The organism is Paenibacillus sp. UNC217MF (genome assembly GCF_000686865.1).
GTDB lineage: Bacteria > Bacillota > Bacilli > Paenibacillales > Paenibacillaceae > Paenibacillus_B > Paenibacillus_B suaedae.
Genome location: NZ_JMLT01000020.1, coordinates 1 through 26,873, shown reverse-complemented (window position 1 = coordinate 26,873; position 26,873 = coordinate 1). Strand labels below are relative to the sequence as shown.

Annotated in this window: 25 protein-coding genes; 23 read left to right on the top strand and 2 right to left on the bottom strand. The window is 43.2% G+C overall.

What is annotated here, in order from left to right; translation table 11 throughout:
- Nucleotides 1-106 precede the first annotated feature (106 nt).
- Nucleotides 107-1,294: an MFS transporter gene (locus BP95_RS0112210; protein WP_028532311.1), complete on the top strand. Its 1,188-nt coding sequence runs from the start codon at nucleotides 107-109 to the stop codon at nucleotides 1,292-1,294.
- Between the two features lie 155 nt (nucleotides 1,295-1,449).
- Here BP95_RS0112210 and BP95_RS0112205 read toward each other — a convergent pair whose 3' ends face one another.
- The gene (locus BP95_RS0112205) at nucleotides 1,450-2,364 is read right to left on the bottom strand and encodes a LysR family transcriptional regulator (protein ID WP_028532310.1); all 915 of its coding nucleotides are present in this window, start codon (nucleotides 2,362-2,364) and stop codon (nucleotides 1,450-1,452) included.
- 201 nt (nucleotides 2,365-2,565) lie between these two features.
- On the opposite strand from BP95_RS0112205, the gene BP95_RS0112200 reads away from it, so the two are divergent.
- From BP95_RS0112200 to BP95_RS0112090, 22 genes are all read left to right on the top strand, one after another.
- Nucleotides 2,566-3,789: an amidohydrolase gene (locus BP95_RS0112200; RefSeq protein ID WP_028532309.1), complete on the top strand. Its 1,224-nt coding sequence runs from the start codon at nucleotides 2,566-2,568 to the stop codon at nucleotides 3,787-3,789.
- A 36-nt stretch (nucleotides 3,790-3,825) separates the two neighbouring features.
- Entirely contained in the window at nucleotides 3,826-5,046 is a 1,221-nt protein-coding gene (locus BP95_RS0112195) for an amidohydrolase (protein ID WP_028532308.1), read from the top strand.
- 254 nt (nucleotides 5,047-5,300) lie between these two features.
- Nucleotides 5,301-6,038 (top strand): dioxygenase family protein, encoded by a 738-nt coding sequence (locus BP95_RS31905; protein ID WP_051614068.1) that lies wholly within the window; start codon nucleotides 5,301-5,303, stop codon nucleotides 6,036-6,038.
- Nucleotides 6,039-6,207: 169 nt separating this feature from the next.
- Nucleotides 6,208-6,813: a hypothetical protein gene (locus BP95_RS0112185; protein WP_231515104.1), complete on the top strand. Its 606-nt coding sequence runs from the start codon at nucleotides 6,208-6,210 to the stop codon at nucleotides 6,811-6,813.
- A gap of 17 nt (nucleotides 6,814-6,830) precedes the next feature.
- Nucleotides 6,831-7,685: a hypothetical protein gene (locus BP95_RS0112180; RefSeq protein ID WP_028532306.1), complete on the top strand. Its 855-nt coding sequence runs from the start codon at nucleotides 6,831-6,833 to the stop codon at nucleotides 7,683-7,685.
- 71 nt (nucleotides 7,686-7,756) lie between these two features.
- Nucleotides 7,757-8,260 carry a DUF6630 family protein gene (locus tag BP95_RS0112175; RefSeq protein WP_028532305.1) on the top strand — a complete coding sequence of 168 codons (504 nt, stop codon included), beginning with the start codon at nucleotides 7,757-7,759 and terminating at the stop codon, nucleotides 8,258-8,260.
- Between the two features lie 17 nt (nucleotides 8,261-8,277).
- On the top strand, nucleotides 8,278-8,760 hold the full coding sequence (locus BP95_RS0112170) for a hypothetical protein (protein ID WP_028532304.1): 483 nt from the start codon (nucleotides 8,278-8,280) through the stop codon (nucleotides 8,758-8,760).
- Between the two features lie 12 nt (nucleotides 8,761-8,772).
- Nucleotides 8,773-9,231: a hypothetical protein gene (locus BP95_RS0112165; protein ID WP_028532303.1), complete on the top strand. Its 459-nt coding sequence runs from the start codon at nucleotides 8,773-8,775 to the stop codon at nucleotides 9,229-9,231.
- Between the two features lie 46 nt (nucleotides 9,232-9,277).
- Complete coding sequence (locus BP95_RS0112160; protein ID WP_028532302.1) at nucleotides 9,278-9,679, top strand: DUF2750 domain-containing protein; 402 nt, start codon at nucleotides 9,278-9,280, stop codon at nucleotides 9,677-9,679.
- Nucleotides 9,680-9,794: 115 nt separating this feature from the next.
- Nucleotides 9,795-10,529 (top strand): leucine-rich repeat domain-containing protein, encoded by a 735-nt coding sequence (locus BP95_RS0112155; protein ID WP_028532301.1) that lies wholly within the window; start codon nucleotides 9,795-9,797, stop codon nucleotides 10,527-10,529.
- Between the two features lie 496 nt (nucleotides 10,530-11,025).
- Nucleotides 11,026-14,391, top strand: coding sequence for a family 10 glycosylhydrolase (locus tag BP95_RS30215; protein ID WP_051614067.1), 3,366 nt, complete (start codon nucleotides 11,026-11,028; stop codon nucleotides 14,389-14,391).
- A gap of 383 nt (nucleotides 14,392-14,774) precedes the next feature.
- Nucleotides 14,775-16,079 carry an ABC transporter substrate-binding protein gene (locus BP95_RS0112140; RefSeq protein WP_021252879.1) on the top strand — a complete coding sequence of 435 codons (1,305 nt, stop codon included), beginning with the start codon at nucleotides 14,775-14,777 and terminating at the stop codon, nucleotides 16,077-16,079.
- A 102-nt stretch (nucleotides 16,080-16,181) separates the two neighbouring features.
- A complete protein-coding gene (locus BP95_RS0112135; RefSeq protein WP_021252878.1) occupies nucleotides 16,182-17,075 on the top strand; it encodes a carbohydrate ABC transporter permease in 894 nt (297 codons plus the stop codon).
- 12 nt (nucleotides 17,076-17,087) lie between these two features.
- On the top strand, nucleotides 17,088-17,918 hold the full coding sequence (locus tag BP95_RS0112130) for a carbohydrate ABC transporter permease (protein WP_028532299.1): 831 nt from the start codon (nucleotides 17,088-17,090) through the stop codon (nucleotides 17,916-17,918).
- Between the two features lie 15 nt (nucleotides 17,919-17,933).
- On the top strand, nucleotides 17,934-19,472 hold the full coding sequence (locus BP95_RS0112125) for a DUF4127 family protein (RefSeq protein WP_028532298.1): 1,539 nt from the start codon (nucleotides 17,934-17,936) through the stop codon (nucleotides 19,470-19,472).
- Nucleotides 19,473-19,594: 122 nt separating this feature from the next.
- Nucleotides 19,595-21,190: an FAD-dependent oxidoreductase gene (locus tag BP95_RS0112120; RefSeq protein ID WP_028532297.1), complete on the top strand. Its 1,596-nt coding sequence runs from the start codon at nucleotides 19,595-19,597 to the stop codon at nucleotides 21,188-21,190.
- A gap of 142 nt (nucleotides 21,191-21,332) precedes the next feature.
- Entirely contained in the window at nucleotides 21,333-22,037 is a 705-nt protein-coding gene (locus BP95_RS0112115) for an N-acetylmannosamine-6-phosphate 2-epimerase (protein WP_028532296.1), read from the top strand.
- A 48-nt stretch (nucleotides 22,038-22,085) separates the two neighbouring features.
- Nucleotides 22,086-23,027 carry an ROK family protein gene (locus BP95_RS0112110; RefSeq protein ID WP_028532295.1) on the top strand — a complete coding sequence of 314 codons (942 nt, stop codon included), beginning with the start codon at nucleotides 22,086-22,088 and terminating at the stop codon, nucleotides 23,025-23,027.
- A gap of 130 nt (nucleotides 23,028-23,157) precedes the next feature.
- A complete protein-coding gene (locus tag BP95_RS0112105) occupies nucleotides 23,158-24,018 on the top strand; it encodes a MurR/RpiR family transcriptional regulator (RefSeq protein ID WP_028532294.1) in 861 nt (286 codons plus the stop codon).
- Between the two features lie 110 nt (nucleotides 24,019-24,128).
- A complete protein-coding gene (locus tag BP95_RS34535; protein WP_442952327.1) occupies nucleotides 24,129-25,091 on the top strand; it encodes a DUF5713 family protein in 963 nt (320 codons plus the stop codon).
- A 217-nt stretch (nucleotides 25,092-25,308) separates the two neighbouring features.
- The gene (locus BP95_RS0112095) at nucleotides 25,309-25,878 is read left to right on the top strand and encodes an SMI1/KNR4 family protein (RefSeq protein WP_028532292.1); all 570 of its coding nucleotides are present in this window, start codon (nucleotides 25,309-25,311) and stop codon (nucleotides 25,876-25,878) included.
- A 103-nt stretch (nucleotides 25,879-25,981) separates the two neighbouring features.
- Nucleotides 25,982-26,668 carry a hypothetical protein gene (locus BP95_RS0112090; RefSeq protein WP_028532291.1) on the top strand — a complete coding sequence of 229 codons (687 nt, stop codon included), beginning with the start codon at nucleotides 25,982-25,984 and terminating at the stop codon, nucleotides 26,666-26,668.
- Here BP95_RS0112090 and BP95_RS0112085 read toward each other — a convergent pair.
- Nucleotides 26,645-26,873: IS3 family transposase (locus tag BP95_RS0112085; protein ID WP_028531620.1), on the bottom strand; the 229-nt coding region annotated here is incomplete at its 5' end. The two genes, BP95_RS0112090 and BP95_RS0112085, sit on opposite strands and share 24 nt — an antisense overlap.

Below are 26,873 nucleotides of genomic sequence, written 5' to 3'. Positions count from 1 at the left end.
TTTTAATGAAGATAGCCACATGCTAACATATACAAATGCAGATAGAGGGGGACTGGTATTCGGTTCCGACTCGTAATTTTTATCAATTCGATATAGGTGGTCATAAATGTTAACGAAGTCAGCGTTTCCATTACTGCTGTTGAACATGTTTCTCGCCAATCTAAGTATGGGGCTTGTCATTCCGATCGTGCCGGAGCTTCTTGAGGAGTTTTCGGCAAGCGGACAGGCGGCAGGATATTTGGTCTCCTGCTTCGGCCTGACCCAGTTTCTATTCTCACCCATTGCAGGCAATTTGTCAGATCGATACGGCCGTAAACCAATGATTATGATAGGTTTGGTGTTGTTCGCACTCTCCAACCTGCTTGCAGCATTTGCAAGTGATCTAACTTTATTATTCGCATCGCGATTGATTGGTGGAATAGGCTCAGCAGCCTTAATCCCGTCCATTATTGCGTATATTGCTGACATTACAGCAGATGATCAGCGCAGCAAGTCGATGTCCTGGTTGGGTGCGTCAATGACATCTGGGTTTATTATCGGACCGGGTGTCGGCGGATTGCTTGCGGAATGGGGCATCAAGATGCCATTCTATGTATCCGCATGTGTAGGAGTGGTGGCAATGGTTTGCAGCTTCTGGGGATTGCCTGAATCGGTGTCGGTGAACATTCGCCAGATGCATGGTCAAATGAAGGAAAAGAGGGACAATGTGTTCCGGCAAATCGTGCTTTCGGTTCGGTCTCGCTATTTCGTCATGCTGCTCATTGTTTTCACGATGACCTTCGGTCTGACGCATTTTGAAGCAATTTTTCCGCTCTTTGTCGTACAGGTGTACGGATTCACGACGGGTCAAATCGCTATTCTACTAACGGTATGTTCGCTCATCGGCACGTTGAACCAACTGTTGCTGACCGACCGGATTACACGACGCTTCGGGGAAAAACAGATTATTGTGTCCATGTTGCTGTTATCGGCGGTGTCCCTTGTATTCCTATTATTCTCTGGCCATTTCTTCTATGTCATGGTATTCACGATGTTATTCTTTACGTTTAATAACATTTTGCGCCCCACGATCAATACGCTTCTGTCCCGAGTGGCCGGGAATGAACAAGGGTTTGTGGCAGGAATGAATAATGCCTACACGAGTCTCGGTACGATATTTGGGCCGATGCTGGCAGGTATTTTGTTTGAAATCCATTTCGACTTGCCTTATCTGTTTGGTGGATTGGTACTGCTCTTGAGCAGTATTTTCACAGGAATTCGATTGAAAAATCTAAATTCTCCACAACGCGTCTGATGTGCTCTCCGTACGAGTTGCTTCAAAGACGTGAAATCATTCGTTTGAAGATGACCCAAAAGATCTCGGATCGTTATGATCCGAGGGTCTTTTTTTAATTTCCACATGCCACAAAAAATTGGACTCCACAATAGGGCTTGAATCAGTCCATTCAATCAATCCGTTTCTTTATGCGCATGATGCTGAAGATACCTTCCTTCTTTTTTGAACAAATCGATAAAATTCCGGGCCGTGTTGGATAAACGGTGATTTTTGAGCCATATTAGCCCCAGCGGAGAGGACATCCCAACGGTAGAAGAAATTTTGTACGCATGAATCGAAAACCCTTTATGCCGATGAAGCAATGTTTCCGGAACGATCGATGAACAAAAGTCAGTGGATACCAACTCCATCAACAGCGATATGTCGGAACATTCGCCGACAACAGGGGGATGCATATCAAGCCTTGAGTATGCCTCCAAGATTAAATAGTGTACACCTAATCCCTGCGTGCTTGGCAATAAGAGCCGCTCGTTAGCCATGTCCGCAAGCGTTACTTCATGTTCAAACCGTTTCTGTTTCTGGGATGTAATCAAATAAAACGGTTCGGTATACAGGTGAAGAACTGAGAAATCGTCCAATTCAAGCGGTAATCGTATGAATGCTAATTCGACAGCCCGATCCCGGACTAGCTGACACAGATGAGCGGACTCATTTTGTTGGATTTTGTACGTTACCTTTGGATAGTGCTGTTGAAATTGATGGAGGATTTCAGGCAAATCAGGAACCGAAAACGTATTTACACCCATCGTCAATTTGCCGTTTACCCCATTTCCGACCTCATTCACTTCCATTTTTGCCTCTTGCATTAATTGATCCATTTGCAAGGCATAGGAATATAAGGTCTTTCCTGCATCCGTTACTTCCATGTGTTTACCGTTTCTCTCCAACAATATTGCGCCAAGTTCCTCTTCCATTGCTCTCAATTGTTGGCTTAAAGGCGGTTGAGAAATATGAAGTCTTCTCGCTGCGGCTGATATGCTTCTTTCCTCCACAATCGCAATAAAATAGCGAAGCTGTCTGATATCCATCATTGCATAGACTCCTTTCTCGTATATGAAAAACATATAGATGACTTATTTATTATATATTTTTCGTTTGATCGCCTTCATGTTAGCATATTTGTAAAGCACGATAAAGGAGGCCGAGAAGATGTCTCGTCTCTTGCTGCTTGTAATGGTTGTCTTACTGGCTGGTTTGGGAAAACAGTTGCAGTGAAGGAGGAGACTGAAGTGGCAGACAATGCTTACTGGTTAATGAATGTTCGGTTGGAAACCGGCTATCAATATGAGAATGGCATCGTTACGGGGACAGAAACCATGCTTTTTCATGTTCAGATTGAAGATGGGGAAATCAGTGAGATCGTTCCCGCAGATCAACCCTTAGAAACGAATATGCCTACACGGGATGCAAATGGATATCTGATGCTTCCCTCTTTCCGCGATATGCATATTCATCTTGATAAGACATATTACAGCGGCCCATGGAAAGCGCCAACGATTCCACGCAAAGGACTTTTGACAAGGCTGGAGGAAGAAGAGGAATTACTCCCGCGCTTGTTGCCTGTCGCGAAGGAAAGGGCGGAGAACTTGCTGGGATTGCTGACCCATGCCGGTTCGACCCGTATTCGTACCCATTGTAATGTCGATCCGTTCGTGGGACTACGGAATTTGGAAGCCACGCTTCAGGCCGTAGAAACTTACAAAGGAAAAGCTTCGGTTGAAATTGTGGCGTTTCCCCAGCATGGATTATTACGCAGTGAATCTGTTTCTCTCGTAAGAGAAGCATTAAGAAGCGGTGCTGCTCTCGTTGGTGGCGTTGACCCTGCAACCATCGACGGCAATATCGAGAAGTCGCTGAACACGGTGATGGAGCTTGCGGTGGAAGCGGATGCGGGTGTTGATCTTCATATCCATGATCCAGGCCATCTTGGCATTTTTACCTTCCAACGATTGGCCGCGTTAACAGAGGAAGCCGGGTGGCAAGGAAGAGTCAACATCAGCCATGCTCTGGCATTGGCTGACATTTCTCTGGAAGAGGCAAGTCAAGTGGCAGACCTGTTAGCTGAGCAGCGGATTACGATTACATCCTCGGTTTCGCTTGGAAAGACAATTCCGATTCCGCTCTTAAGCAAAAAGGGTGTGCAAATCTCCCTCGGTGATGACAGCATCACGGATCACTGGTCTCCTTTTGGCAAAGGAGATAGTCTTGAAAAAGCAGGTACATTAGCGGAACGATTCGGCCTGAAGGACGAACGTTCCCTTGGACAAACACTGGGGTATATTACAGGCGGTGTAACACCTTTAAATACAGATGGACAACGCATCTGGCCTAATGTCGGAGACGCTGCCGACCTCGTTCTCGTTGATGCAAGTTGTTCAGCCGAAGCGGTTGGACGAAGAGCAAGAAGGGTCGCGGTTATCTTTCAGGGGAATCTGGCGGCCGGAGAACTTTAGAACTTTTATCATAGAACGTAGAAAGGATGAGCTTCTTTGAATACTGCTTATTGGTTAACCAATGTCCTGTTGGAAACGGGATTTCAGGAAGATAACGGTGAGATTACGGGTACCGAAACCGAATGCTATCATCTCTTGATCCAGGAGGGGAAATTGGCGAAGATCGTCCCAGCGGTTGAGCTCGTTCAGGATGAACTCCCTAAGAAAGATGCGAAACGGCGCCTGGTGCTGCCTTCATTCATCGAAAAACATTGTCATTTGGATAAAACATTACTTGGTGATCGGTGGCGTGCGGTAACACCTGCAAGCCATATTTTTGAACGGTTTGACATCGAGAAGCAAGCACTTCCTTCTTTGGAAACAACGACGCAAGAACGCGCGGAACAGCTGCTAGATATTTATGTGAAGTCTGGTGTAAGGCATGTGCGCACGCATGTCGATGTTTATCCTGAGGTTGGATTGGGGAATTTGGAACAAGTGAAGCGAGCATTGCAAACATTTGAAGGGAAGCTGACCTACGAAATCGTTGCTTTTCCACAGCATGGTTTATTGCGTTCCAAGTCGAAACAGTTGGTTCGGGAAGCCCTTCGCCAAGGAGCAAGCTTCGTGGGCGGGGTCGATCCAGCCACGGTGGATGGTGATCTCGAAGCTTCTTTGCAGGAAATGGTGGAGCTAGCCGTAGAAGGAAATGCGGGCATTGACCTGCACTTGCATGACGCCGATCATCTTGGTGTGTTTACGATAAAACGATTGGCCGAGCTAACAAAAGAAGCAGGATTGCAAGGCAAGGTTGCCGTCAGCCATGCCTTTGGGTTGGGGGATATCCCTCAAGCTCAAGCGGAAGTCATGGGAGAGCTTCTGGCGGATGCAGGGATCTCCATCATTACCAGCGTACCGATAAACCGCAAGTTTCCGCCAGTTGGTTTATTACATCGGAAAGGTGTTACGGTTGCCGTCGGATGCGATAATATTTTTGACGTGTGGTCGCCTTTTGGAGATGGGGATATTTTGAAACGCGCTGGTCGTTTGGCGGAAATGTACGGATGGTCCGATGAGCGGGCATTAGCCCGGACGCTGCAATTTATTACCGATGGCAAGACACCATTAAATGATAATGGTGAAAGAGTGTGGCCCAAAGTCGGAGACGATGCAAATATGGTGCTAGTTGAAGCTTCTTGTTCGGCTGAAGCTATCGCAAGAAGTTCGAAACGTGTCGCTACGATGTTCCGGGGCAATATCGTATCCGGTTCAGTGTAATGTGAATTGCCACTAATCCCTTATAAAAGTTCAGGCGCCGGGCTTCCCAGACCGACGCTTGAGCTTATTTTCTTCTATAGAACTTTTCCCAATCCTTTATCACTTCTACCTGAGTCAATTGTCGTTCCCTCAGATATCGGGATGTTTCCCATTCATGAATCGCCTGACAGCGGTTTCCTAAACAAATTGCACTTTTTACGGAATATAGGCATATGCTCAGGATATAATCAGAAACCCAAAGGAGAACCGCATGTATGTTCCGTGATATGAACAATCCGTGTAATCAATGGGTCAAGAAAAATATCTTGAAACAGCAGTATAACGAATTTTGTATTGTAAGCTATAGTTTTGAGGATACAGATAGATGTCTACTTACGAGTTCTACGAGTGAAGGGCCCTTTTATCTGAAGAATTCCATGATTCGAAAAGATGTTCGAGAAGACCAATATGGGGTTGACCTCTTACTTCGATTAAGAGTGGTTGATGTTAAGGGATGCAGACCCATCTGTGGGTTGGCCGTTGATATTTGGAATAGTAACGCCTGTGGTGTTTATTCAGGATTTTCAGGGTATGAAAATAGTAGCTTCGCTCCAGGACAAACTGCCACACCGACAGACCATAAAACATTTCTACGTGGGCGCCAGTTTACAGACGTGAATGGCATGGTTGAGTTTTTGACTATAATCCCAGCGTGGTATCATCTTAGAACGCCTCATATTCACATCAAAATAATTGATGGTTTAAAAGAAATATTAACAACGCAATTATTTTTCCCTCAAGAGCTTACCTATGAAATTGAATCCTTGCCACCATACAATTCAAGACAACTCAGTCCCTACATCAATGAAAATGATTTTGTTCTTACGCTATCTCATGGGGTTCAAGGAGGGTGGCCTAAGTATACGAAATGGGGAGAGAGATATTATATGGGGACGTTAACCATCGGAGTAGACTACGGTAACACGTTGATGCCATCGCCAAAATCCAATTAAGAACGAGAGCCTGCCTTTTGGCGGGCTTTTGACGTTTTTAAACACAGCTCACCCCTATTCTTTTGGTAGGATTTAACTCGATAAATGTCGAAGTATGTTGAGGAGATGGACAGGACGGTATCACCCGAAATGTAAATAGAGAAGGGAGATCACAATGGGAGATTTCAAAATGCTTAAAGAACGAAAAGAGTGTATGCTTTGTCAAACGAGCGAAAAGGATAGTCGTAATGGATGGATCGGAGGGAATGCACCGGCTTATTTTGATGAACTAGAAGACATGGTAAATAAGGATATGGAGAGGTATTTTTATTTGTCTATCGTTAACCCATTTGATGATAATGAGATGCTCTCCATATTCGCTCCTAAACAGTTTGAAGATCGTATTTCGAAAAATAGATATCCAGATTGTTCATTATTCACAATGAAACATCCTAAAACAGAAGAAAGTAAACTTGATACTTTTACCAATCCTGATTTAGTAAAGCACTTTATTTCAGAAGCCAACATTGTAAGTGATAAAGCGTCATTTGAAGAACGTTTTCTTATTAAATTTGGGGGAACTCCAAGGCATATCCAGGGAGAAAAGTATTACTATAAGGAGTTGCATGAAAACGGTTTTGATTTCATATTCCAGGTCGATGAGGATGGGTATCCAGATACACTCATAAAGCCGAGAAAAAGTTATCCCTTTGCGTTCGGTGCTATCTATTTATATGCACAAATGTTAGAAGGTTCGATTGAGAACCCCATACAAAGTTATTGGCAATATTCTTAATGTGAAGGGGTGGAAGAATGCGCACGAATAAATATTGGAAGTATTTTGATCGAGCGATGAAAGAGTACAAAAAACGAGTAATCTCAGACGAAGAAGTGAAGGAATTACGAGATAATAGAATGAACGAAATGAAGGACTTAATTGAAAAAAACGAAAGAAATCGTTTAGCGGATCGCTTAAAAATGGGAATAGGTGTTCACCTTGAAATGAATGCAAAACATAGAATACTAAACGGGGAACCATCAGCATGGATTTTATTAGAGCAGCAACTTTTTTGGTTGATACAAATGATCAAAAGCAATCCGAGTAGAGGAAGTGTATCGGACAGACAAATAGGTGGGCTTATCGGGCTTTCCTTATTGTGGGGTTATGAAGATATTACAGAGCTAGCCTACAAATATGCAACGAATATGTTCACGAAAGATCGAGATTTTTATGAGGAGAATAAGACGCATCATGTTTTTATGACTTGCCTATATCACAAATGGAAAACGGGAGACATGCCTGAATTGTTTGATATTTTACCGGAAGATCATGTCTATCAAAAATTAATGCGCAGTTGGAACGATACAAATCATTTTGGAGAGTACCTATATGAACTATGTGATTTTCACATCTATAGTTTAAGCGACACACCATATAAATTAAGTGAAATTTTATCGTTCGACTGTATTCCTTACGATTATTATTGCATTCGACTAATTAGAGAAAAAGAGGGACTAGCTACCCCTAATATAGATCATCCGTTGCTTCAAACACCTCTGGCCGAAATTCCAAAGGATAAACCAGGGTATAACATTGATGAGGATGAGATATTGCAATTCGTAATTCAAAATGAAAAAGTACCTGATTCGCAACGCATCATACGTTAAAGACACTTGATTGTGAAGTTTTAAAAAGAATATGAGGTACCTTCAACTGTAGTTGGAAAAGGAGTGAGTGTATGAATGCAATGCTGTTACTTGTGCAAAGGCTTTCATATGATGTGGAAGAAGTAATTTATTCAGAAGTTTCATTAGCTATAGAAAAGCCAGAAGCCTATTTCGAGAAATTCAAAGATCGATTAGATGAAAGAGGGATCGATAGCCCGATTGATCAATTGGCATGGATTTCGTTGGTTGACGCACTTCTTGATCATGATTTGGCATTTGAAATCGATTGGAAAGAATCAGGTTTATACCTATGTGATGTTGTAGATGAATTGCTGGATAGAAAGAAAATGGCGTGCATAAGCTGGGAAGAGTTTGAGGATGGAGAATTTGATGAGCTGCCGACATCTCAGTATTTAAATGAAATTTCCAAAAGGCTAAGTGAAAAGGGAATCTCGTTGGCATGTTTGGATATCGAAAGTGACTGTTACGTTCTAATCACGATTCCATCAACTGACATTAATGAAATTAAGGAGTTGGCACAAAAAGCAGGCTACAGAATTCAAGATTCTTTTTAAGTAGAGGATGGATTTGAATGAACGAAGACATTAAAAAAATGATTGATTGCCTAAAAGAAGGTTTAAAAGAAGATCCCTCAACGATTATTTTTGGAAATTTAAATGATGGGTTCACGGGGATTCATGAAGAAGCTGATTCGTTAAAGCTAGGGAAATATTACGACTTATTAAAAGTAACAAATGGAGCACGTTGCGGTGACATTGATTTCTGGAGTTACAGCGAATTAGAGAGCAATCAATATGTTCTCTCAGATATTCAAGATGACAAAGAATCATGGTTAGCAATAGGCCAGATTCTTTATGAACCATTACTCATGAACAGATTTGACGGGAATGTTTATCAATTGGATGAAGACGGAACTACGATGAATGGCTTTGGAGAATTAGATTTCTTTATGCAAAATGTTGTGTTCGGATCTGGATATTGCAAGGTGATCCTGGATTCTGAACAGGATGATTGGTTTCTGTTTCTGAAAGAGAAAAGAATCATTTCTGAGTAGGAGGAGCGCTGCATGGATTTTTCAATCGTCTCAGATACTGCAGGTGCGAGAGTTGGTGAATTAGCTAGTGAATTAAGTAGCGCATTGGAATCTAACATAAACTCAAAATATGGCCATGTTGATGTCTCGATCGGGATAGCTTTTAGATGTTTGCCTGAATCCTATGGAAGAAGGTCATTTATTAGATACACGAAAAAAGATAACTATCTGACAATCGATCTTGCAGTCAAGGTAGAAGAATATGAAAAAATGTATAAAGTAGAGCAACGGTATCATTTGGGGAATCTATTTTTAGAGTTCCTAAACACTGCGCTAAATAAACACATCTTTGAAGGACTTGATAAAGAGATGTTCATAGATGACATTAAAATGTGGGCAAGAGAAATCCCTTTGAAAATGGATAATGGTTCAACTAAATTGAACAATTGGTTCAAGGAAGAGATTGATTGGTCTGTAGATCTTGATAAATAAAGATAGTTTGATGTTGGCTTAATAGAGAAGAAATGAGGAGTTTACGATGAGTAAAGGATTTGAATCAAGTCCAGTGTTTAAAGCAATGATAAAAAGATCAGCTAGAGATCGATATATTTATTCCGTAAAACGTATTGCAGACTGGGAAGAGGCGTGGTCTTTGAAATTAAATGATGGGTATGTTACAACCTCAGATAAAGAGGGAAATCTGTCTATGCCGATTTGGCCATTTAAAGAGTATGCTATGAAATGCATAGAAGATGAATGGGAGAACTGTCAAACACAAAAAATACGTTTAGATAAACTCTTAGATGAGATATTGCCTAACCTATCAGAAGAAGGAACGCATGTAGTTGTATTCAAAGTTCCGGAAGATCCAGACGTTGTGAGAGTATCCGCGGATGACTTTAAAAACAATTTGTTGTATGAATGTTCTCAATATGAATAGCGCTCATGCTAATTCAGCATAAAGCTTATTCTTTACGATTTGCCTGAATACGAACATACTGACAGACTGTGTTCATGCAACACGATTGTCATTGAGAAGGATGTGAGAGAACAAGATGAACTGGGATCGATATTTGCTGGACGAGAAATCTCCTGTTTCCTATTATGCTCATTTGGGCGTTATTGAGGGGACGCGGAGAGCGGAGAACTTTGATCTTGTTACATTGGAAGAAGATACTCGGATTGTTGACTTATTTACGCCTCTGAAAAAATATAAGAAGAAATATTTGAATTATGAATCGCTGGTCGGTAATCAAATGATAGAAGGGATTTACCTTACTGATCTAGATGAAGAACGACTACGAATATTTTCTACATTGCCGAATTTAAAGTACTTGCAGATTTCCTCTGGAAAAATGGAGGATCTCCCCAATTTGTCATGTTTACATAGCTTAGAAGTGTTGATTTTGGCGAATTTGCCCCAAGTAAAAGATTTGAACTTTCTGATAGGGTTACAGAACCTGCAAACCTTATATATCTATGGTATGAATCACTTGTACGATTTAACGGCGCTTGCCACTTTATCGAATATAAAGGAATTAAGTCTTAATCATGGACGAATGAGTGGGACGGGAAATCCAGTTAAAAGCTTTGAGCCTGTTGGAGAATTAATGCGATTGGAGTATTTATCTTTGATGCTGACATTAGAGAATATGAGCCGAGATATTACGCCTATTCTAAAATTGAAAAATATAAGGAAACTTCATCTATTGCCGCGACACACCAAGGGAATGAAGGAAACAATTACAGCCAGTTTTCCACATTTACTGAACAAACAAGACTTTGAATAGGAACAACCCATGCAACACCAGGGGATAGTCAGATTATTGCTAAAAGCTTTACGGAACTGCTAGAGCATTTATACGCTAGTAAAGGTGAAAATTGGTTTTGGCTGTCCGAAAATTTCGAGTCGTATGGAGATGCTTATGATGGCAGGTAACTGTAAAAAACATCAACAATAAAGTCTGCACAAAAACGAGCCTTTAGAATCGCTTCTAAGGCTCGTTTCGCGTTTCGGCTTCCATTTTACGGTAGGGATGGATTCCGTTCATATAAAGCAAAAATAAAATGGAGGAATAATTTAATTTTATACATAAAATAAGTGGAAATATCCTTCCTCGAATGTGAGTTGTCTGTTATGATCAAGAGGAATACCCCATAACGATCGTTGGAGGTGATGCTTGTAGAAAACTCGGCATAAAAATAGATTTATAGATGAGATTAGTTGTACATAAGATGGAGTGCTTGGGAAGCTGTTTTTTCATGAACCCATGGGGAGGTTTGAAAATGAGATTAAAGAATACGCTGTCTTTCATCTTATGTTTTGCTCTCATTTTTTCAGGGACGACATTGACTGTGTTGGCCGATGAAGCCATCACAGCAAAAGATGCAGATGGCAACACCATCACAGCGAAAGCTGCAAACGGTAACACCATCAGCATTACAGCAGTGAATCGAGCCATCGGAGCTTCAGATGAAATGATCCTGTTTACCCGAGAAAATAGTAGTAAGCTCACAGATTCGAACCCTTATGCGGCTGCTGCAGTCGTGGACTACCATGAAGGCACTTACAGCGTTACAGACGTCACTTATCGTGAAGGTGCTGTACAAATACCGACGAATGGTTTTGTACTGTTTGGTCACGGATCGAGTGAACAGTGGATTAAAGACAATATGAGTCCGGGAGACCCGGTTGAGATTGTTGGCTACACGCTGCCTGCACCGGTAGTCGGAGGTCCACAGCTCATCACAGAGCAGGGCACTATACCAATCGACGTTGTTGATCAGGACCAACTGGCGAACACCATCGCCGTCTATACACGTCATTTTGGTGAAATGACAAGACCATTCTCTGAAGATACCGTTCAATATATCATCACCAATGATGTGTCGGTCGTGGAAAGCACATATGGTGTTCATGGTCAGAGTGGAACCTACATTCCCGCGAACGGTTATGTCATTTCGGCTTCTGGCAACGCTGCGTCATCTTTGAATTTGGAGGTGGGGCAGTCCGTACAAGCGATTAACGTAGATATTCCTATTCTGCCTAGCAAGTATTTGAAAGTGAATGGTATTGCGGTAGGCATTGATAAAATAAATGGGCCGCGTGGAGCGGGAGAAGTGGTGTTGTACCAGCCTACTTATGGCGCAACCACCAATCAGAATGCTTGGGGAATGGAACTTACAGTCGTTGGCAATAAGGTAACCAAGGTCGTGTCGATTGCATACGATCCCAACACAGGGGCTTATCTTGATAACAACTCCTCCATTCCAGCGGATGGATATGTACTGTCGATTCAATCGACAAGTCCATTCTATAACCAATTAGCGGGTCAAGTGAGTATCGGCGCAGAGGTTGAGCTCGTGACGGATAGTTTAATATACCAAGCGGCTAGAACTTCGTTTGATGCATTTAATCCGAAAGTAAAAGAAGATAATCCCGGAGGCTGGGACAATGTTGGCAATGTGCCTTATCCAGGATTTCGTGGATCGAATCAGTTGATCGTCTATGATCGTAATTATGGCGCGGAGACTGGCACGAACCCATGGGGCAATGAAGTGATTGTTAATGCGGACGGATATGTGACGAACAACGGCGGGAACAACAGTAAAATTCCTGAAGGCGGCTACGTATTATCCGGTCATGGGGTTAAAAACACTTGGTTAAAGAACAACGCACTGGTCGGAGCCAAATTGAGTCTGGATTTTGCTAAAAAAGAAGTGTTGGTTATTTTTACGCCAGAATCTTACTTAGATAAAGCCTCGATAAGTATCGATAGCGCAGAGAAGGCGCTCCAGTTATCTAAGAATCAATTTATGGATGTTCCTTATGCCGATATTGAACAGAAGATTGTAGAAGCGAAGGGCGTTTATGAGTTGGTCAAACAGCGCTTAAATGAAAGCGGTACCAACGGCTTGATGGATCTACTGAATGACTTAGATCAGAAAGTTACGGAAGCAAGTTACATGAATTTTGAATCTCCGAAAGTACAGACTCGAGGTCTCTGGATGAGGCCGAAGGAAAAGAACGTGGAGCAGGTTCGAGATCATGTGAAGAAAATCAAAGAGACCGGTATCAATGCCATCTATCTAGAAACGTGGTGGAATGGATATACCACTTGGCCAACGTCTTTGCCAGATACCGAATTAAATCCTTTGTATGAAGGCTTTGATGTACTTGGAGCATTTATTGAGGAAGGCAAAAAACAGGGGATTGAAATTCATGCCTGGGTGGAGAACTTCTTTGTCGGCGGGCCGGTTGTGGTGAATCATCCTGATTGGCTTATGAAAAGCAGAAAAGGTATTGATTATGAAGAAGGCAGTCACAATGCTAAGTGGCATTGGCTTAATCCAGCGCTCTCGCAAGCTAGAGATTTCGTTGCTTCTGTATACGATGAACTCGTCACAAAATATGACATAGCTTCACTGCATTTGGATTATGCGAGGTATCCAGGATCCGGAGATTACACGAATGATTTTGGTTACGACACGTATACCCGCAATTTGTTCAGCGAGAAATATGGCGTTGATCCGCTTGACCTTCATCCAGGAGATCGTTACTGGGATGAGTGGCTGCAATTTCGTGCGGACATGATCAATACCTGGGTCGTTCGGGTAGTTAACGAGGCGCATCAAATCAAACCAAACCTACAAATTACAACTGCGGTATGGCCGAATTATGAGGAAGCGCCAAAATCGCACGCACAAGAAGCGAAATACTGGTTGGATCATAATTTGATCGATCACTTGTTCCATATGTCTTATGCACCGGGTTCCGAATTAACGGTAACGGACTTGAGAAACTCGATGGCATTAGCGGGGGACAATGCATTCGTCTCATCGGGTCTGGACACGTTCCAAGGCAATCCTACATCGGCTGTTGTGGATCAAATCACCGAAGCGACCAAGAATGATGGAGCTGGAGCCGCATTATTTGAATACGAAGGACTATTTAATTATAAGTATGACAAGGTGCTGAAGATTGGGTTGTATCGTAATAAGGCAATTTTACCTCAATATGATACGACTAAGCCTCTAGCGACCGTGATGGAAGAAATTATCCGTAAAATCAATGAGATATACGTTCCTTTCCAAGGGATGAGCCGTAAGGACGGCGCAAAACTAATACAGAAACTTGAATCTGCTGTAAAGGATCTACATGCGAATCCCAATATGACAGATGAGACTGCAAGTGACGTGAAACAGAGGATCGACAGCATAAGCAAACTTCTTGCGAGCAACTCGATCAATACAGAAGTGAAGAATCGAATGAAACATGATTTGGACTATGGCAGCAAAATGATAGACATTTATTTCTCAAAAACAGCGAAAACGCAATTAAGTAAATTGACGGTGAGCTCGGGGAAGAAGGTAATGAAGTTAACGCCTTCCTTCTCACCATCGACGTATGATTACAAGGTAAAGGTCGGGCATTCGGTTACGGAGCTAAATATTACGGCGAGTGCAAGTAATCAGCATTCAGTTATTTCCGTAGGTGGCAAGAATGTTGAGAATGATTCGGTCATTCCCGTACCACTTCAAGTGGGCTCGAATCTGGTTACGTTGCAAGTGATGTCAGAAGATGGACGAATGAAAAACTACACGGTGACGATTCAGCGCGCTGGTAATGATAAAGGGAACTACGAAGAATAACGACAAAGTTGAAACTGCAATATGTAGGCTTCATCAATTTCTAATGAATTCACGGGGTGTCGCAGATCGATTTTGGCACCCCGAATTCTCTAGTTTTTGTAAATACGATTGCTATATCAGTATGTGAAGAATATAATCTCCAAATATTTTAAAAATAGTGGAGAAATTGTTTAATGCGTGCTACAATGAACATGCAAGAAGGGAAAAGGTGGCAGGAACGACTCTTATTCCGAAATCATTCATGGATTGGAGCAATTACAGATATAGCGTAGAATAATAAGGCTTTTTTGTAAGCGCTACCGTTTTCGGACTTATAGTCATTTCTTCTCCTAGCTTTGAGAGAGAGTTTGAGAGAGCTTATAAAGAAGAGAGGGTGTTGTGGCATGAGTTTCAAAGGTAGAAAGTTGATTTCATTACTATTGGCATCAATGATGATGGTGGGGTTATTGGCGGCTTGTGGTTCGGATTCATCGAGCAACAAGGGGGCTGCTTCAAGTGGAAACAACGATGGCGAGAAGCCCGCGGAACAAGTCACGGTAGAATTCTGGACAATCTCATTGCAGCCGACCTTCAATGATTACTTCAACAAATTGATTGCGGATTATGAAGCGAAGAATCCGAATGTCAAGATAGATTGGAAGGACTACCCTTACGATGCTGTACTGAACAAGCTCATGACGAATATCGCTGGCGGTAATGCGCCAGACGTGGTGAACCTTAATACGGAGCTGGCCAATCAGATGGGAACCAAGGATGCATTGGTTGACTTCAACCAAGAGCTGACAGCGGATCAGAAGGCAGCTTATTTCCAAGGAATCTACTCCTCAACAGAAATGAACGGCAAAGCGTTCGCACTCCCTTGGTACACTGGATTGCCTGTCCTATTCATGAATAAGGATCTGGTGGTGAAAGCTGGACTGAATCCGGACAATCCGCCGAAGACGAAACAGGAATTGAACGAATGGGGCCGCCAGATCAAAGAGAAAACCGGTGCCTACGGCTACATATTCACGATGGAAGCACGGACTCTGTTAGAAGAGAACCTGCCGTTCCTGACTGAGGATTATAAGAAGGCAGCTTTTAATACACCGGAAGTAGAAGCGTATGTCAATGAGAATGTACAACTGTTAAAAGACGGCGTCATTCCAAAAGACATTATCAACTACGATAAACAAGTGCAATACTTCGCGAGTGAGCAAGTAGCCATGTCTTTATCCAGCTCGCCGTTTATTAACAAGATCAAGACAGCCGCGCCGGATGTATACAACAAAATGCTTGCCGTTCCAAGTCCGGTTGGCAAAGCGGGCATCCGCTATTCCAACACGATGAACATCGTCGTGCCTTCGGCAACATCTCATAAGAAAGAAGCGGTTGACTTCGCTGTATTCGTCACGAATGCGGCCAATCAGGTGGAATTCTCCAAGATCGCTAATACATTGCCTTCCACGGTAGAGAGCGCCAAAGATCCATTCTTCTCGGAGAATGACGGAACTCTAGAAGGGGTCGCTAAGACCGTATCTGCAGTCAGCCTTGATAAAGCCGAGGATTTCTACATTGGCGTTGAGAGTGCTAAAGACGTTAATCAGACGATCACCAAAGCATTGCAGGATATTTATTTGAACGGTACTGACGTGAAGAAGACATTGACTACGGCCGAGAGCGATGTTAACAAAATCTTGGGCAACTAAATACTTCAAATTGGGCAGGCTTGTCCTGCCCGATTCTTATAATGGATGTTCAAAAGTGGACTTTTTGAACTACTTAATTAATGGTGGTGGAGGATTACTATCATGAGAAAATTCTTTACTAGATTCGGCAAATCTGAAGCGGCAGTGGCTTGGCTCTTCATGACACCGGGTTTGATTCTACTGGCCCTATTTGTCTTCTGGCCGATTATTTATAGCGTACCGCTGGCGCTGACGAATTACTCCGTCATAGGCAAGACCGAGTTTGTTGGCTTGGATAACTTCGTTAAGGCGTTGCAGGATAAGAGCTTCATCACGTCACTGCTCAACTCATTGCTATACGTCATTGTTGTACCATTTATTCAGATTATATCTATACTTATGGCGATTCTAGTCAACAGCAATGTCAAAGGCATTAAATTATTTCGTACGGCTTATTACATCCCCGTAGTTACTTCTATGGTCGCGGTAGCGCTTATTTGGGGCTGGCTGCTCAACCAGAATGGGGTCATAAACTATGTGCTGTCCAATGTAGGGTTAATGAAAGAGAAAATTACCTGGCTGTCCGACAAAGATACAGCACTGTGGACACTGATGTTCATTACGATGTGGAAGGGCCTTGGCTACTATATGATGATTTATTTGGCCGGATTGCAATCCGTTCCGAAGGATCTGACAGAGGCTGCGATGATTGATGGCGCGAGTCGGGCGCAGACGATTCGTAAAATTACAATTCCGCTGTTGAGACCGTATGTCTTTTTCTGCACGCTTATTTCACTAATGGCGGCAATCCGTGTGTTCGATGAAGTGTTCATCCTGACGATGGGTGGACCGGGGGATGCTACCTTAACATCGAGCTTGTATATTTATCAGCAGGGTTTCCAGCAATTTAATTTCGGCTACTCTTCGGCACTTGGCTTAATTGTCAGCGTCATGATTGGTGCGCTTAGTATCGTCATCTTCAGATTCAACCGGAAGGGTGGTGTCAATCCATATTAATGGATGCATGATATGAGAAAAAAACCACTTCGATTAGTGAAATTATTATTGTTGTATGGAGCATTGATTCTGTTTGCCATTTTTATGATGGGACCATTTCTATGGATAGTAAGTGTGTCGCTCATGCCCGGCAAGAATGTGTTCAGCTCTCCGCCGGCGATTTTTCCGACGTTTATTGACTTTGCTAATTATGTCCAAGTGTGGAATTACATGGACTTTCCAAGATACTTAATGAATACCGTTATCATTGCGCTGATGGGCGTTGTAATGAACATCTTCTTTTCTTGTCTTACAGCCTATCCGCTTGCCGTATTCCGTTTCAAAGGCCGGGATCTAATCTTTACACTACTGGTAGCGACGATGATTATTCCCGCTGCAGCCGGCATGGTAGTTAACTATTTGACGGTAAAAGCACTAGGCTTGATGGGCGGGTTTCTTGCAGTCGTGCTTCCTTCAGCGGTTACCGTGTTCAACGTATTCCTAATGAGACAGGCGTTTATGGGCATGCCGCATGAGCTGCGCGATTCCGGCAAAGTGGACGGTGCCAGCGAATTTCGTATTTGGCTGCAATTGGCGCTGCCGATTGTGAAGCCGGCGATCGCCGTTATTGGTCTATTGGAGTTCATGGGGATGTGGAATAGCTTCCTCTGGCCGATGATTGTGCTTAATGATACGAAGCAGTATCCAATCGCGTCCGCGCTCAGCTTTTTAAATGGCCAATTTTCCTATAATTTTGGCTGGATTGCCGCCGGGACCGTCATTTCGGTTATACCGATTATCATCGTGTTCCTGTGCACCCAGAAATATTACATGGAAGGTGTATCCGGAGCAGTTAAAGGATAGGAGGACACGACTCACATGAGAAAAATTATATATATTCCGCTGGACGAACGTCCGTGCAATTACGAATTTCCGGCACTGCTTGCCGCGGGAACGGATTATCATGTCGTTCGTCCGGATTTGAGCATGATGGGGCTGAAGAAGCGCCCTGGAGACATCGAACAGCTATGGGCCTGGCTATTCGAGCAGGCGCGCGATGCAGACGGAGCGATTGTGGCCTTGGACACATTGCTATACGGGGGAATAATCCCCTCGCGGCTGCATGAGATGACGGAGGAACAATGCGGGAAGCAATTAGAGAAGCTCCGTCAATTGAAGCGGATCAACCCGGCTTTGCATGTATTTGCTTATCAGCTCATTATGCGTTGCCCGCGCTATTCCAGCAGTGATGAAGAACCGGATTATTACGAGAATTGGGGCAGGGAGATTTTCCGGCGCGGATATATCCGCCACCGGTTGGAGCTGGGTATCGCGACAGAAGAAGAGCAACATGAATTGCAGCAGATCGATGGCGTGTTACCTGAATCTATGTGGCAGGACTACACGGAGCGCCGTGCTGTTAATTTAACAGCGAATAAGAGAGCAATCGAACTGGTGCAGGACGGGGCCGTCGATTTCATGATCATTCCACAGGATGACTCGGCTCCTTATGGACTGACTGCGGTGGATCAGCAGCAAGTTCGCGAGCATGTCAAGAAGTGTCAGCAGCAGCTGTCCGTCTATATGTATCCAGGGGCCGACGAAGTGGGATGTACGCTTCTTGCCCGCATGATCAATCATTTTGAGCGTCGCAAGCCACGGGTGCATGTTCATTTTGCCAGTATGCAAGGGCCGTTCGTGATGCCTCTCTATGAAGATCGCGTACTATATGAATCGGTCAAATATCAGATTATGGCGGCAGGAGGACTTATGTCGCCTTCCCTGGCAGAAGCCGATATGGCCCTATGCATCAATTCACCCGGCGAGAGCATGATGGAGTCGAATGATCAAGGGCAGTCTTCTTTAGGGTATCAGGTGTACCGGAATCTAGTTGAACTGGTAGAGATGGCTGATGATATTGTTCACCGTCTCGGCAAGCCTTGTGTTATCGCTGATGTAGCCTATGCCAACGGAGCAGATCTTGAACTGCTGCAGCTGCTTCGCGATAAGAAGCTATTGTTCGAATTGGCCGGTTATGCAGGCTGGAATACAAGTGGCAACACGCTTGGAACTTGCATTGCACAAGGCATGATCTATGCCGTGAATGGCAATACGCCGCAGCATCGCGATTTCCTGTCACTACGCTATGTCGAGGATGGGGGCTATTGTGCCTTCGTACGCAGGAATGTAAGTGATCGGGTGCTGCCTGGTACGGAATACAATTATTTCTCGATCGACGGACAGCGGGGACAAATCGCCGAGCAGGTCAGAGCTGAATTGACTCGGTTCATCGAGCAGCATTTGCATGATCCAGAGAATAATTATGAGATCGTGATCGACGATTGCTATATGCCTTGGAGTCGGATGTTTGAGGTCGGATTGAAGACCCATGTCCGTGATACGAAGCAAGGACAATAAAGTACGACGAGGGTTCGAGCTTCGCTAATGCTGCGAGGGTCTACAAATTTTGCAAATAACAGAGAAGGTGCATGAACAGCTCAGGTGGATGCTGGAAGCGCCAGAGAAGGAGCCAGCGAGAGATGCATAACGAGCGAATGACAGACGTCGCCGTCCTAGGCGGCGGGTTGGGCGGATGTATGGCCGCATTGGCTGCAGCCAAAATGGGCGTGCGTGTAATCATGACAGAGGAGACGGATTGGCTCGGCGGTCAGCTGACAAGTCAGGCGGTTCCGCCGGATGAACATCGGTGGATCGAGGAATTCGGCTGCACAGAGACGTATCGCGAGTTTCGAGACCGGGTGCGTGCTTATTATCGAGAGAACTATCCGATGTCAGAGGAAGCGAAGAATAATGAACTGCTTAATCCCGGCAACGGTTGGGTAAGCCGCTTATGCCATGAGCCGAAGGTGGCGCTGCGCGTCATCGAGGATATGTTGGCCCCATATGTGAACAGCGGCCGTATCACGGTATTGTATCATTTCAGACCGACTGCAGCCTCAGTGAATGAAGATCAGATAGAGAGTGTAACCGTTACACATATAAGCTCAGGTGAAGAAGTTGTACTAAGGGGAGCGTACTTCCTCGATGCTACGGAATGTGGAGACGTACTGCCGTTAGCGGGGGTTGAATATGTAATAGGCGCGGAGTCCAGGCATGAGACAGGGGAGCCGCATGCGCTGGAAGAGGCAAATCCGCTCGATGTGCAGTCGATCACCCATGTGTTTGCCCTCGATTATGTAGAGGGTGGCGATTTCACGATTGAGAAGCCTGAGCAATATGATTTCTGGCGCCAGTTCGTACCGAAGCATACGAATATTCCGCTGTTAAGCTGGTATGCGAACGATACGGATGACGTAGAGAAAATGAAGGAGTTCGCCCTATTTCCAGGTGAACGCAAGGACGCTTCTGGACGGGAGCTGCTGTCGCTGTGGACGTATCGTCGTGTCATCGACCCGGCTTTATTTGAGCCTGGGCTATATGAGAGTGACATCACCTTGGTCAATTGGCCGCAGAACGATTATTTTCTAGGTTCAATTATTGACGTTCCTGAAGCAGAACGGGAGGAGCATCTGGCGAGTGCTAGACAGTTAAGCCTCTCACTGATCTACTGGCTCCAGACCGAGACGCCTCGTCCGGACGGAGGGCGGGGGTATCCAGGCATCCGGCTGCGTACGGATGTACTGGGTACAGAGGACGGACTGGCGAAGTACCCGTATATTCGCGAGTCGCGCCGGATTCAAGCGATGTATACCATTACGGAGCAGGATGTTAGTAAGGAAATCCGCGGGGAACAAGGAATTCGCCGTTACGACGATAGCGTCGGTGTAGGCAGCTATCATCTGGATGTTCACTTGACGACCGTCACGAACCGGACGTTCTATATTCCGAACTATCCGTATGAGATTCCGCTTGGTGCGTTACTGCCGATCCGGGTCAAGAATTTGCTTCCCGCATGTAAAAATATCGGCACCACTCAGATCACGAACGGATGCTACCGCCTCCACCCGACAGAATGGAACATTGGGGAATCGGTCGGTTATTTAGCGGCCTATGCGCTGCAGAATCAAGTGACGCCGCATGAGGTTCACGCCAATTCGGAGCATCTTCAGGCCTATCAAGCGCTGATTCAAAGGCAAGGGGTTCAAATCCACTGGCCGGACGATCTGGTTCTATAACAACGATAGAGTAGAAAAACTCAGCAGACAGCCACTCTATTGATAATAAGGGGTGGCTGTTACTGATTCTAAGGAAATGAAAGAGTACATATTATGAGCTACCTATTACTCAATGAACAGTTTATTTACGGAGGTGTGCACGATGGTAGATTCAATGATTCAAACTTTAAAAGGCGGACTTATTGTTTCCTGTCAAGCTCTTGAGGAAGAACCATTCTACGGAAGTGATTATATGGCCCGCTTTGCTCTAGCGGCTGAAATGGGCAAGGCGGTAGGGATCAGGGCGAATACGCCTCAAGATATTAGAGCGATAAAAAAGGTGACGAATTTGCCGATTATCGGCTTATGGAAGAAGGAGTATACCGGTTCTGACGTTTACATAACTCCTACCTTAACAGAGGTTGAAGGTATAATCGCTGCTGGAGCCGATATTGTCGCTATGGATGCTACAATGCGCAATAGGCCGGGTAATGTTTGTCTTGCGGATTTGGTTAAAGAAATAAGGGAGAAGCACCAAGTACTATTAATGGCAGATGTATCTTCTGTAGCAGAAGGAGTAGAGGCAGATAGACTGGGTTTTGATCTTATTTCTACTACGCTATCTGGTTATACAGCCTACAGCCCGCAGAGCGAGGAACCAGATATTCAATTAGTTGCTGATTTAAGTCAAATGGTTAGCGTTCCCGTATTAGCTGAGGGGAGAATTCATAGTCCTGAACAGACTGTTGCGTGTCTTCGGGCCGGAGCTTACGCCGTTGTAATTGGCGGAGCCATTACCAGGCCGCAATTGATTACTAAGAAATATACGGATGCTATACTTCAATATCATAACGTTCCTGAAATGTAGTCTCTATTATTTTAGTTGCAGCAGCCTTTAAGCGAGGAGGTTCTATGGATGGGACATACTGGGGAAGTAGCTATAGGTCTGGATATCGGTGGAACAAACATAAAGTCGGGGATTGTAAATGCGGAGGGAGTAGTCATTCACCATTTGAATTGTCCGACGAAGGCAAATGAAGGCGGGGAAGCACTGTTATATCGAATTTCCGAAATTACGAAGGAATTAGAAAGGTATTCAAGCAGTCAAGGATGGAAGGTAAAAGGTGTCGGCATAGGGACTGCTGGTCAAGTGAATAGTCGGACAGGCGTTGTAATGGGGGCCACAGCTAATTTGCCGGGATGGGCCGGAATGGAGCTTGGAAATCGGCTGCATTCCATGACAGGTTTGTCTGTATTGATCGATAACGATGCGAATGCCATGGCATTCGGTGAGGCGTGGGTAGGGTCTGGCAGACAATGGAGCGACTTCATCTGTGTTACCTTGGGAACGGGAGTGGGCGGTTGCCTGATCATTAATCATAGGCCGTATCAAGGACGGGATGGGTTTACGGGAGAAATAGGCCATCATGTTATTGAGTACAGTGGTTATCCATGCAATTGCGGAAGAATAGGCTGTTGGGAACAGTATGCTTCTGTTACAGGATTGATGAGAATGGTAGAAGAAGCTGGGACAGAGCTAGAAGGGATTAGTACCGCGGAAAGTCTATTCGCATCTGCGCAGGAAGGAAACGAAGCATCTATTCACGTGCTGAGAAGATATACTCAGTATATTGCTGCTGGTCTGGCTAATATGGTCCATACATGTAATCCAGAGGGGATTGTCATTGGAGGGGCCATTACTCGGCAAGGCGATTTTTTACTTAATCCGGTTCGTGAAAGTCTGTCGCGCCAGCTGCTTCCTGTTTATAGAGAGAGGATTCGGGAAATTGAGGTAGTCTCGGCTTCTTTAGGAGATAATGGAGGTGTAGTAGGGGCTGTAGCGGGTTATTTTATTTAAAATAAAATTCACAGTATAATGTAATTTGTTATAGCATACTAGTTTCCTCTTAAAGGAATTTGTGTATATCCTAAATAGTAGGTTAGTCTACAGTTCACTATTTGTTAGGCAACCTGAAAGGAGAATGGATTTGTCTAACGAGCAGGGAATGGGAAAGACGTTGTTATCCATAAGAAGTCATTTCAATGGATTAACCAAAACAGAACAAAAAGTTGCAAATTTTATTCTGGAAAACGCTCAGGATATCATTTATCACTCGGTGACTGAACTTGCAGAGAGAGCGGACGTCGGTGAGACGACGGTGATTCGCCTCTGCCGGAAACTGAAATTCCAGGGCTTTCAGGATTTTAAATTATCCCTGGCACAAGATATGGTTAAGCCTTCCGATCGCTTGTATAATGAAGTTACGGAAGAGGATGATGCAGCGACTTTAAACCGCAAGGTGATATCTATGCATATTGAGACGCTGGAACAAACTTCGGAACTTATTAGTTCAGATCAGCTGGAGAAGACCATCGATCTATTAACTGCAGCTAATCATATTCACTTTTTTGGAGTTGGATCTTCAGGATTGACGGCGTTACAGGCCGCGCATAGCTTCACCCGGATTGGCAAGCAGAGCTTCGCTAAGACAGATACACACTTTCAGGCCATGACAGCTGCATTAATGCATCCAGGAGATGTAGCTGTTGGGATATCCATTTCGGGAAGTACCAAAGATACGCTGGAGAACTTAAGCCTAGCCAAGAAAGCGGGCGCCAAGATAGTCGTTATTACGAGTAATGCGCGTTCCCCTATAACCAAACTGGCGGATATCGAACTGTTAATGGTGGCTAGAGAAAATCCATTACAAGGCAGCTCACTTGCTGCAAAGATATCCCAGCTAGCTGTTATTGATATTTTGAATGTCGGGGTTTCTTTGAAAATAAAGGATGAAGCTATGAAATACCGCGAGATAACGGCAAAATCAATCTCAGAGAAACTGTATTAATGATTACATCATTAATTTCAATTATAATTACTAAAATGAGGAAGCTTTCCATCGTCTGGAGAGCTTTTTGTCATTCTATGGCCAGATACTCACAAAAAAGGGGTGCTGATATGCTAAAAAGATTTGTTTGGAAGAAAAATGATATTCATTCCATCCAATTAAAAGAAAATGTATACATCATTGCTCAATTATTAGAAAGTCCATACGTTGCATTTTTTAATATAACGAGTGAACGTAATCATTTTGATGAGAAGCCGCTTGACTTAAATACGTTTAAACCTTTTGGGGTATGTATGGTGTTAAAGGGGTTTTTTAAACAGTGTTCCGTAGGGAAACTAAAAAATGTACAACCTAATTTGAATATCCCTATACCAGAGATTTTTATTAGTAGTGACAGGGGACAGTGGGGAAATCGGTCTGAATTTAGTGATATTGAACTCATATACAATTTGGTGAGAATCGATCCCACAGTCGGTGATAAGGGTCTTATGGGGAATGAAATTATCCAATACAATATTGATAGAAATGACCCGAACATGTTAAACAACTACGAAATTGTTGGGTATAACACGGGTTACGAATTCGTACGTCGCTTAATTCTATCGATTGAGAATGGCCGATGGATCGATCCATTAAAAGAGCAGCGATTGCTTGGTATCGATAACTATCCGTTACAAACAGTCGAAGAGATGTGGCAAGCCGGGGTTCCGAAATATGGAGTAGAGGATAAAGACGGGAATCGACAAAATGAGAACGAAGCAGCCCAAATCAGTTATCTAATTGAGATGTATAATGACCCTTTCTACCCAGAATTTTTAGTGGATAAAGTAAAGGAATGCATTTTGCGCGTTGTTCCATTTATAGAAAAAGGGAATCGTGATGTAAATAAGATTCAAAGTAAACTTGATGAAATGACAATAGCCATTAATGATTTGGCAGATGAGTTTGGGCAAAATAATAGTGAACTAGAGACTGTTGCAAGAGAATCAATTGCTGCTACAGTAGAATCGGTCTTACAATATCATAAAATCGATATTGTTATTGAGGATGCCCTTAGAGAAAGAGAATGGTAGTAGATAATTGTACACAAAGACCAAAAGGGGGTTGTCCAGAAAGTCATTGAAAGCTGACTTTTGGACAGCCCCTTTTGTCGTTTTAAAACATGACCAACTCCCTTTCTGGTAGGATTTAACTCGATTAATGTCGAAGTATGGTGAGAAGCAGCGCTGCAGACAATGAATCCGGCCAAGAGATCGAGAGAATCTTATCATTAAAGGAGGATGTATGAAGATGAATAGAGAGCCCATATTACCAATTAGACAAATAGGGGAAGACAATTGGGTTGAAAACCTGACATGCTTTCTTGAGGATCAGGATGTAGAAGTGATTTCATTAGAAACTGAAAATTTTCAAAAGACAGAGAAATATCTAGATTGGATAATTCCCTCACAAACGAAAGATTATTTCTTACATTTCGGAGGTATAGAAAGCTCTGATTTCATGTACAACCTTAAGAAAATGGATGAGTGGGAACCATTGACAAATTCTATATGGGAATTTGTATCATTGTATTTTCAACAAGAAGAAACAGATAAATATATTGTTTTTGCTGAAAGTCCGGGCAATGATCCTATTTGCTTTAAAAGGGATACTGGGGAGATTTATTTATTTTCTCATGATCCGATTAAAAGGGTTAAAGTATATAAAAATTTCAATGACTATTTATTAAATGAGATAATTGAAATTCAAAAATTGTACGCAGAAGTTACTTTTGATAGTTCTAAGGAAGAAATAGAGTATAAAAGAAACTTGTTGGATGGCGAGGGTATTGATTTTGATTTCCGCTATTTAAAACTTTAAGCATGACAAAGAATACAAACCATAGGGTTCTATTAGCAGCCCTATGGACGGTTGGCCATGATCTTTGATTATATACAGGCTTAGGACGTGAGAGGGTGATTACATGAAAATAATAGAGAACAAAGCGATAGAAAAAGAATACGATTTGCTGCTCAGAATTTTTGAAAAATATTATGACTCATATGAAGAAATGCTAAACAGAGCTAAAAATGTAGAACAAGATACCGTTATTTGGAGTGATTCATTTTTAGAATTTTTTCCATATCAAAATGCACTAAATCAATTAAAGAAGCCCCAAATCTATAAAACTGAGCCTGAATCTAATGAAGGAGTTATCGTAAATAAGTTAAAAGATGGTGAACTGTACTATTCTTATGATAAAGAAAATAAGGGATGGGGCAGTGTTTTTGTAATAAAAGAAGAGGGGATGAAACTTTATCTTAGGTTTCTAAATAACGATAATGATGAAATTGTTTTGGAGCAAGTATATTGTGTAGTTTTGAAAGAGACTGTGATAGAAAAAGTATTATTCTATTTAAAAGACGTCGACTTGGACGGAGATGAGGAATTGAACGAAGAAACATTTTTGGTGGATGAGTATTTGTATAATAGCAATCAAGCAGTTGATACAATTATTAGAAATGGTTTCTATCATGAAAATAAAAATAGTATACCAACTACAACATTTCGATTTGAGTATGTTGATGAAGGTATATTGATATACTCAAAACAAATGAAACAAAATCAGTGGATTGTCAACACTAAATCAGACAGCTTTTTTAAGGGATAATCTTCTGTAATCTACTGGACTCATATAGCCTAAGGTTCCATGGATGCGATGTTTGTTGAACCAATTTACGTAGTCATATAGCTCCAATTCTAGGTGATGTAAACTGTGGAAGTTCATCTGATTAATGAATTCCGTCTTCATAATTTTAAACGTAGCTTCTGCAACTGCGTTATCATAAGGACACCCTTTCATGCTTAAGGAACGA

What these genes read in the sequence shown, in the direction of transcription:
- BP95_RS0112090 (WP_028532291.1), top strand. Translation starts at nt 25,982, where the DNA reads ATGAAAATAATAGAGAACAAAGCGATAGAAAAAGAATACGATTTGCTG.
- BP95_RS0112135 (WP_021252878.1), top strand. Translation starts at nt 16,182, where the DNA reads ATGAGAAAATTCTTTACTAGATTCGGCAAATCTGAAGCGGCAGTGGCT.
- BP95_RS30215 (WP_051614067.1), top strand. Translation starts at nt 11,026, where the DNA reads ATGAGATTAAAGAATACGCTGTCTTTCATCTTATGTTTTGCTCTCATT.
- BP95_RS0112175 (WP_028532305.1), top strand. Translation starts at nt 7,757, where the DNA reads ATGAATGCAATGCTGTTACTTGTGCAAAGGCTTTCATATGATGTGGAA.
- BP95_RS0112095 (WP_028532292.1), top strand. Translation starts at nt 25,309, where the DNA reads ATGAATAGAGAGCCCATATTACCAATTAGACAAATAGGGGAAGACAAT.
- BP95_RS0112140 (WP_021252879.1), top strand. Translation starts at nt 14,775, where the DNA reads ATGAGTTTCAAAGGTAGAAAGTTGATTTCATTACTATTGGCATCAATG.
- BP95_RS0112160 (WP_028532302.1), top strand. Translation starts at nt 9,278, where the DNA reads ATGAGTAAAGGATTTGAATCAAGTCCAGTGTTTAAAGCAATGATAAAA.
- BP95_RS0112155 (WP_028532301.1), top strand. Translation starts at nt 9,795, where the DNA reads ATGAACTGGGATCGATATTTGCTGGACGAGAAATCTCCTGTTTCCTAT.
- BP95_RS0112110 (WP_028532295.1), top strand. Translation starts at nt 22,086, where the DNA reads ATGGGACATACTGGGGAAGTAGCTATAGGTCTGGATATCGGTGGAACA.
- BP95_RS0112185 (WP_231515104.1), top strand. Translation starts at nt 6,208, where the DNA reads ATGCTTAAAGAACGAAAAGAGTGTATGCTTTGTCAAACGAGCGAAAAG.
- BP95_RS34535 (WP_442952327.1), top strand. Translation starts at nt 24,129, where the DNA reads ATGCTAAAAAGATTTGTTTGGAAGAAAAATGATATTCATTCCATCCAA.
- BP95_RS0112115 (WP_028532296.1), top strand. Translation starts at nt 21,333, where the DNA reads ATGGTAGATTCAATGATTCAAACTTTAAAAGGCGGACTTATTGTTTCC.
- BP95_RS0112210 (WP_028532311.1), top strand. Translation starts at nt 107, where the DNA reads ATGTTAACGAAGTCAGCGTTTCCATTACTGCTGTTGAACATGTTTCTC.
- BP95_RS0112125 (WP_028532298.1), top strand. Translation starts at nt 17,934, where the DNA reads ATGAGAAAAATTATATATATTCCGCTGGACGAACGTCCGTGCAATTAC.
- BP95_RS0112120 (WP_028532297.1), top strand. Translation starts at nt 19,595, where the DNA reads ATGCATAACGAGCGAATGACAGACGTCGCCGTCCTAGGCGGCGGGTTG.
- BP95_RS0112130 (WP_028532299.1), top strand. Translation starts at nt 17,088, where the DNA reads ATGAGAAAAAAACCACTTCGATTAGTGAAATTATTATTGTTGTATGGA.
- BP95_RS31905 (WP_051614068.1), top strand. Translation starts at nt 5,301, where the DNA reads ATGTTCCGTGATATGAACAATCCGTGTAATCAATGGGTCAAGAAAAAT.
- BP95_RS0112205 (WP_028532310.1), bottom strand. Translation starts at nt 2,364, where the DNA reads ATGGATATCAGACAGCTTCGCTATTTTATTGCGATTGTGGAGGAAAGA.
- BP95_RS0112165 (WP_028532303.1), top strand. Translation starts at nt 8,773, where the DNA reads ATGGATTTTTCAATCGTCTCAGATACTGCAGGTGCGAGAGTTGGTGAA.
- BP95_RS0112170 (WP_028532304.1), top strand. Translation starts at nt 8,278, where the DNA reads ATGAACGAAGACATTAAAAAAATGATTGATTGCCTAAAAGAAGGTTTA.
- BP95_RS0112180 (WP_028532306.1), top strand. Translation starts at nt 6,831, where the DNA reads ATGCGCACGAATAAATATTGGAAGTATTTTGATCGAGCGATGAAAGAG.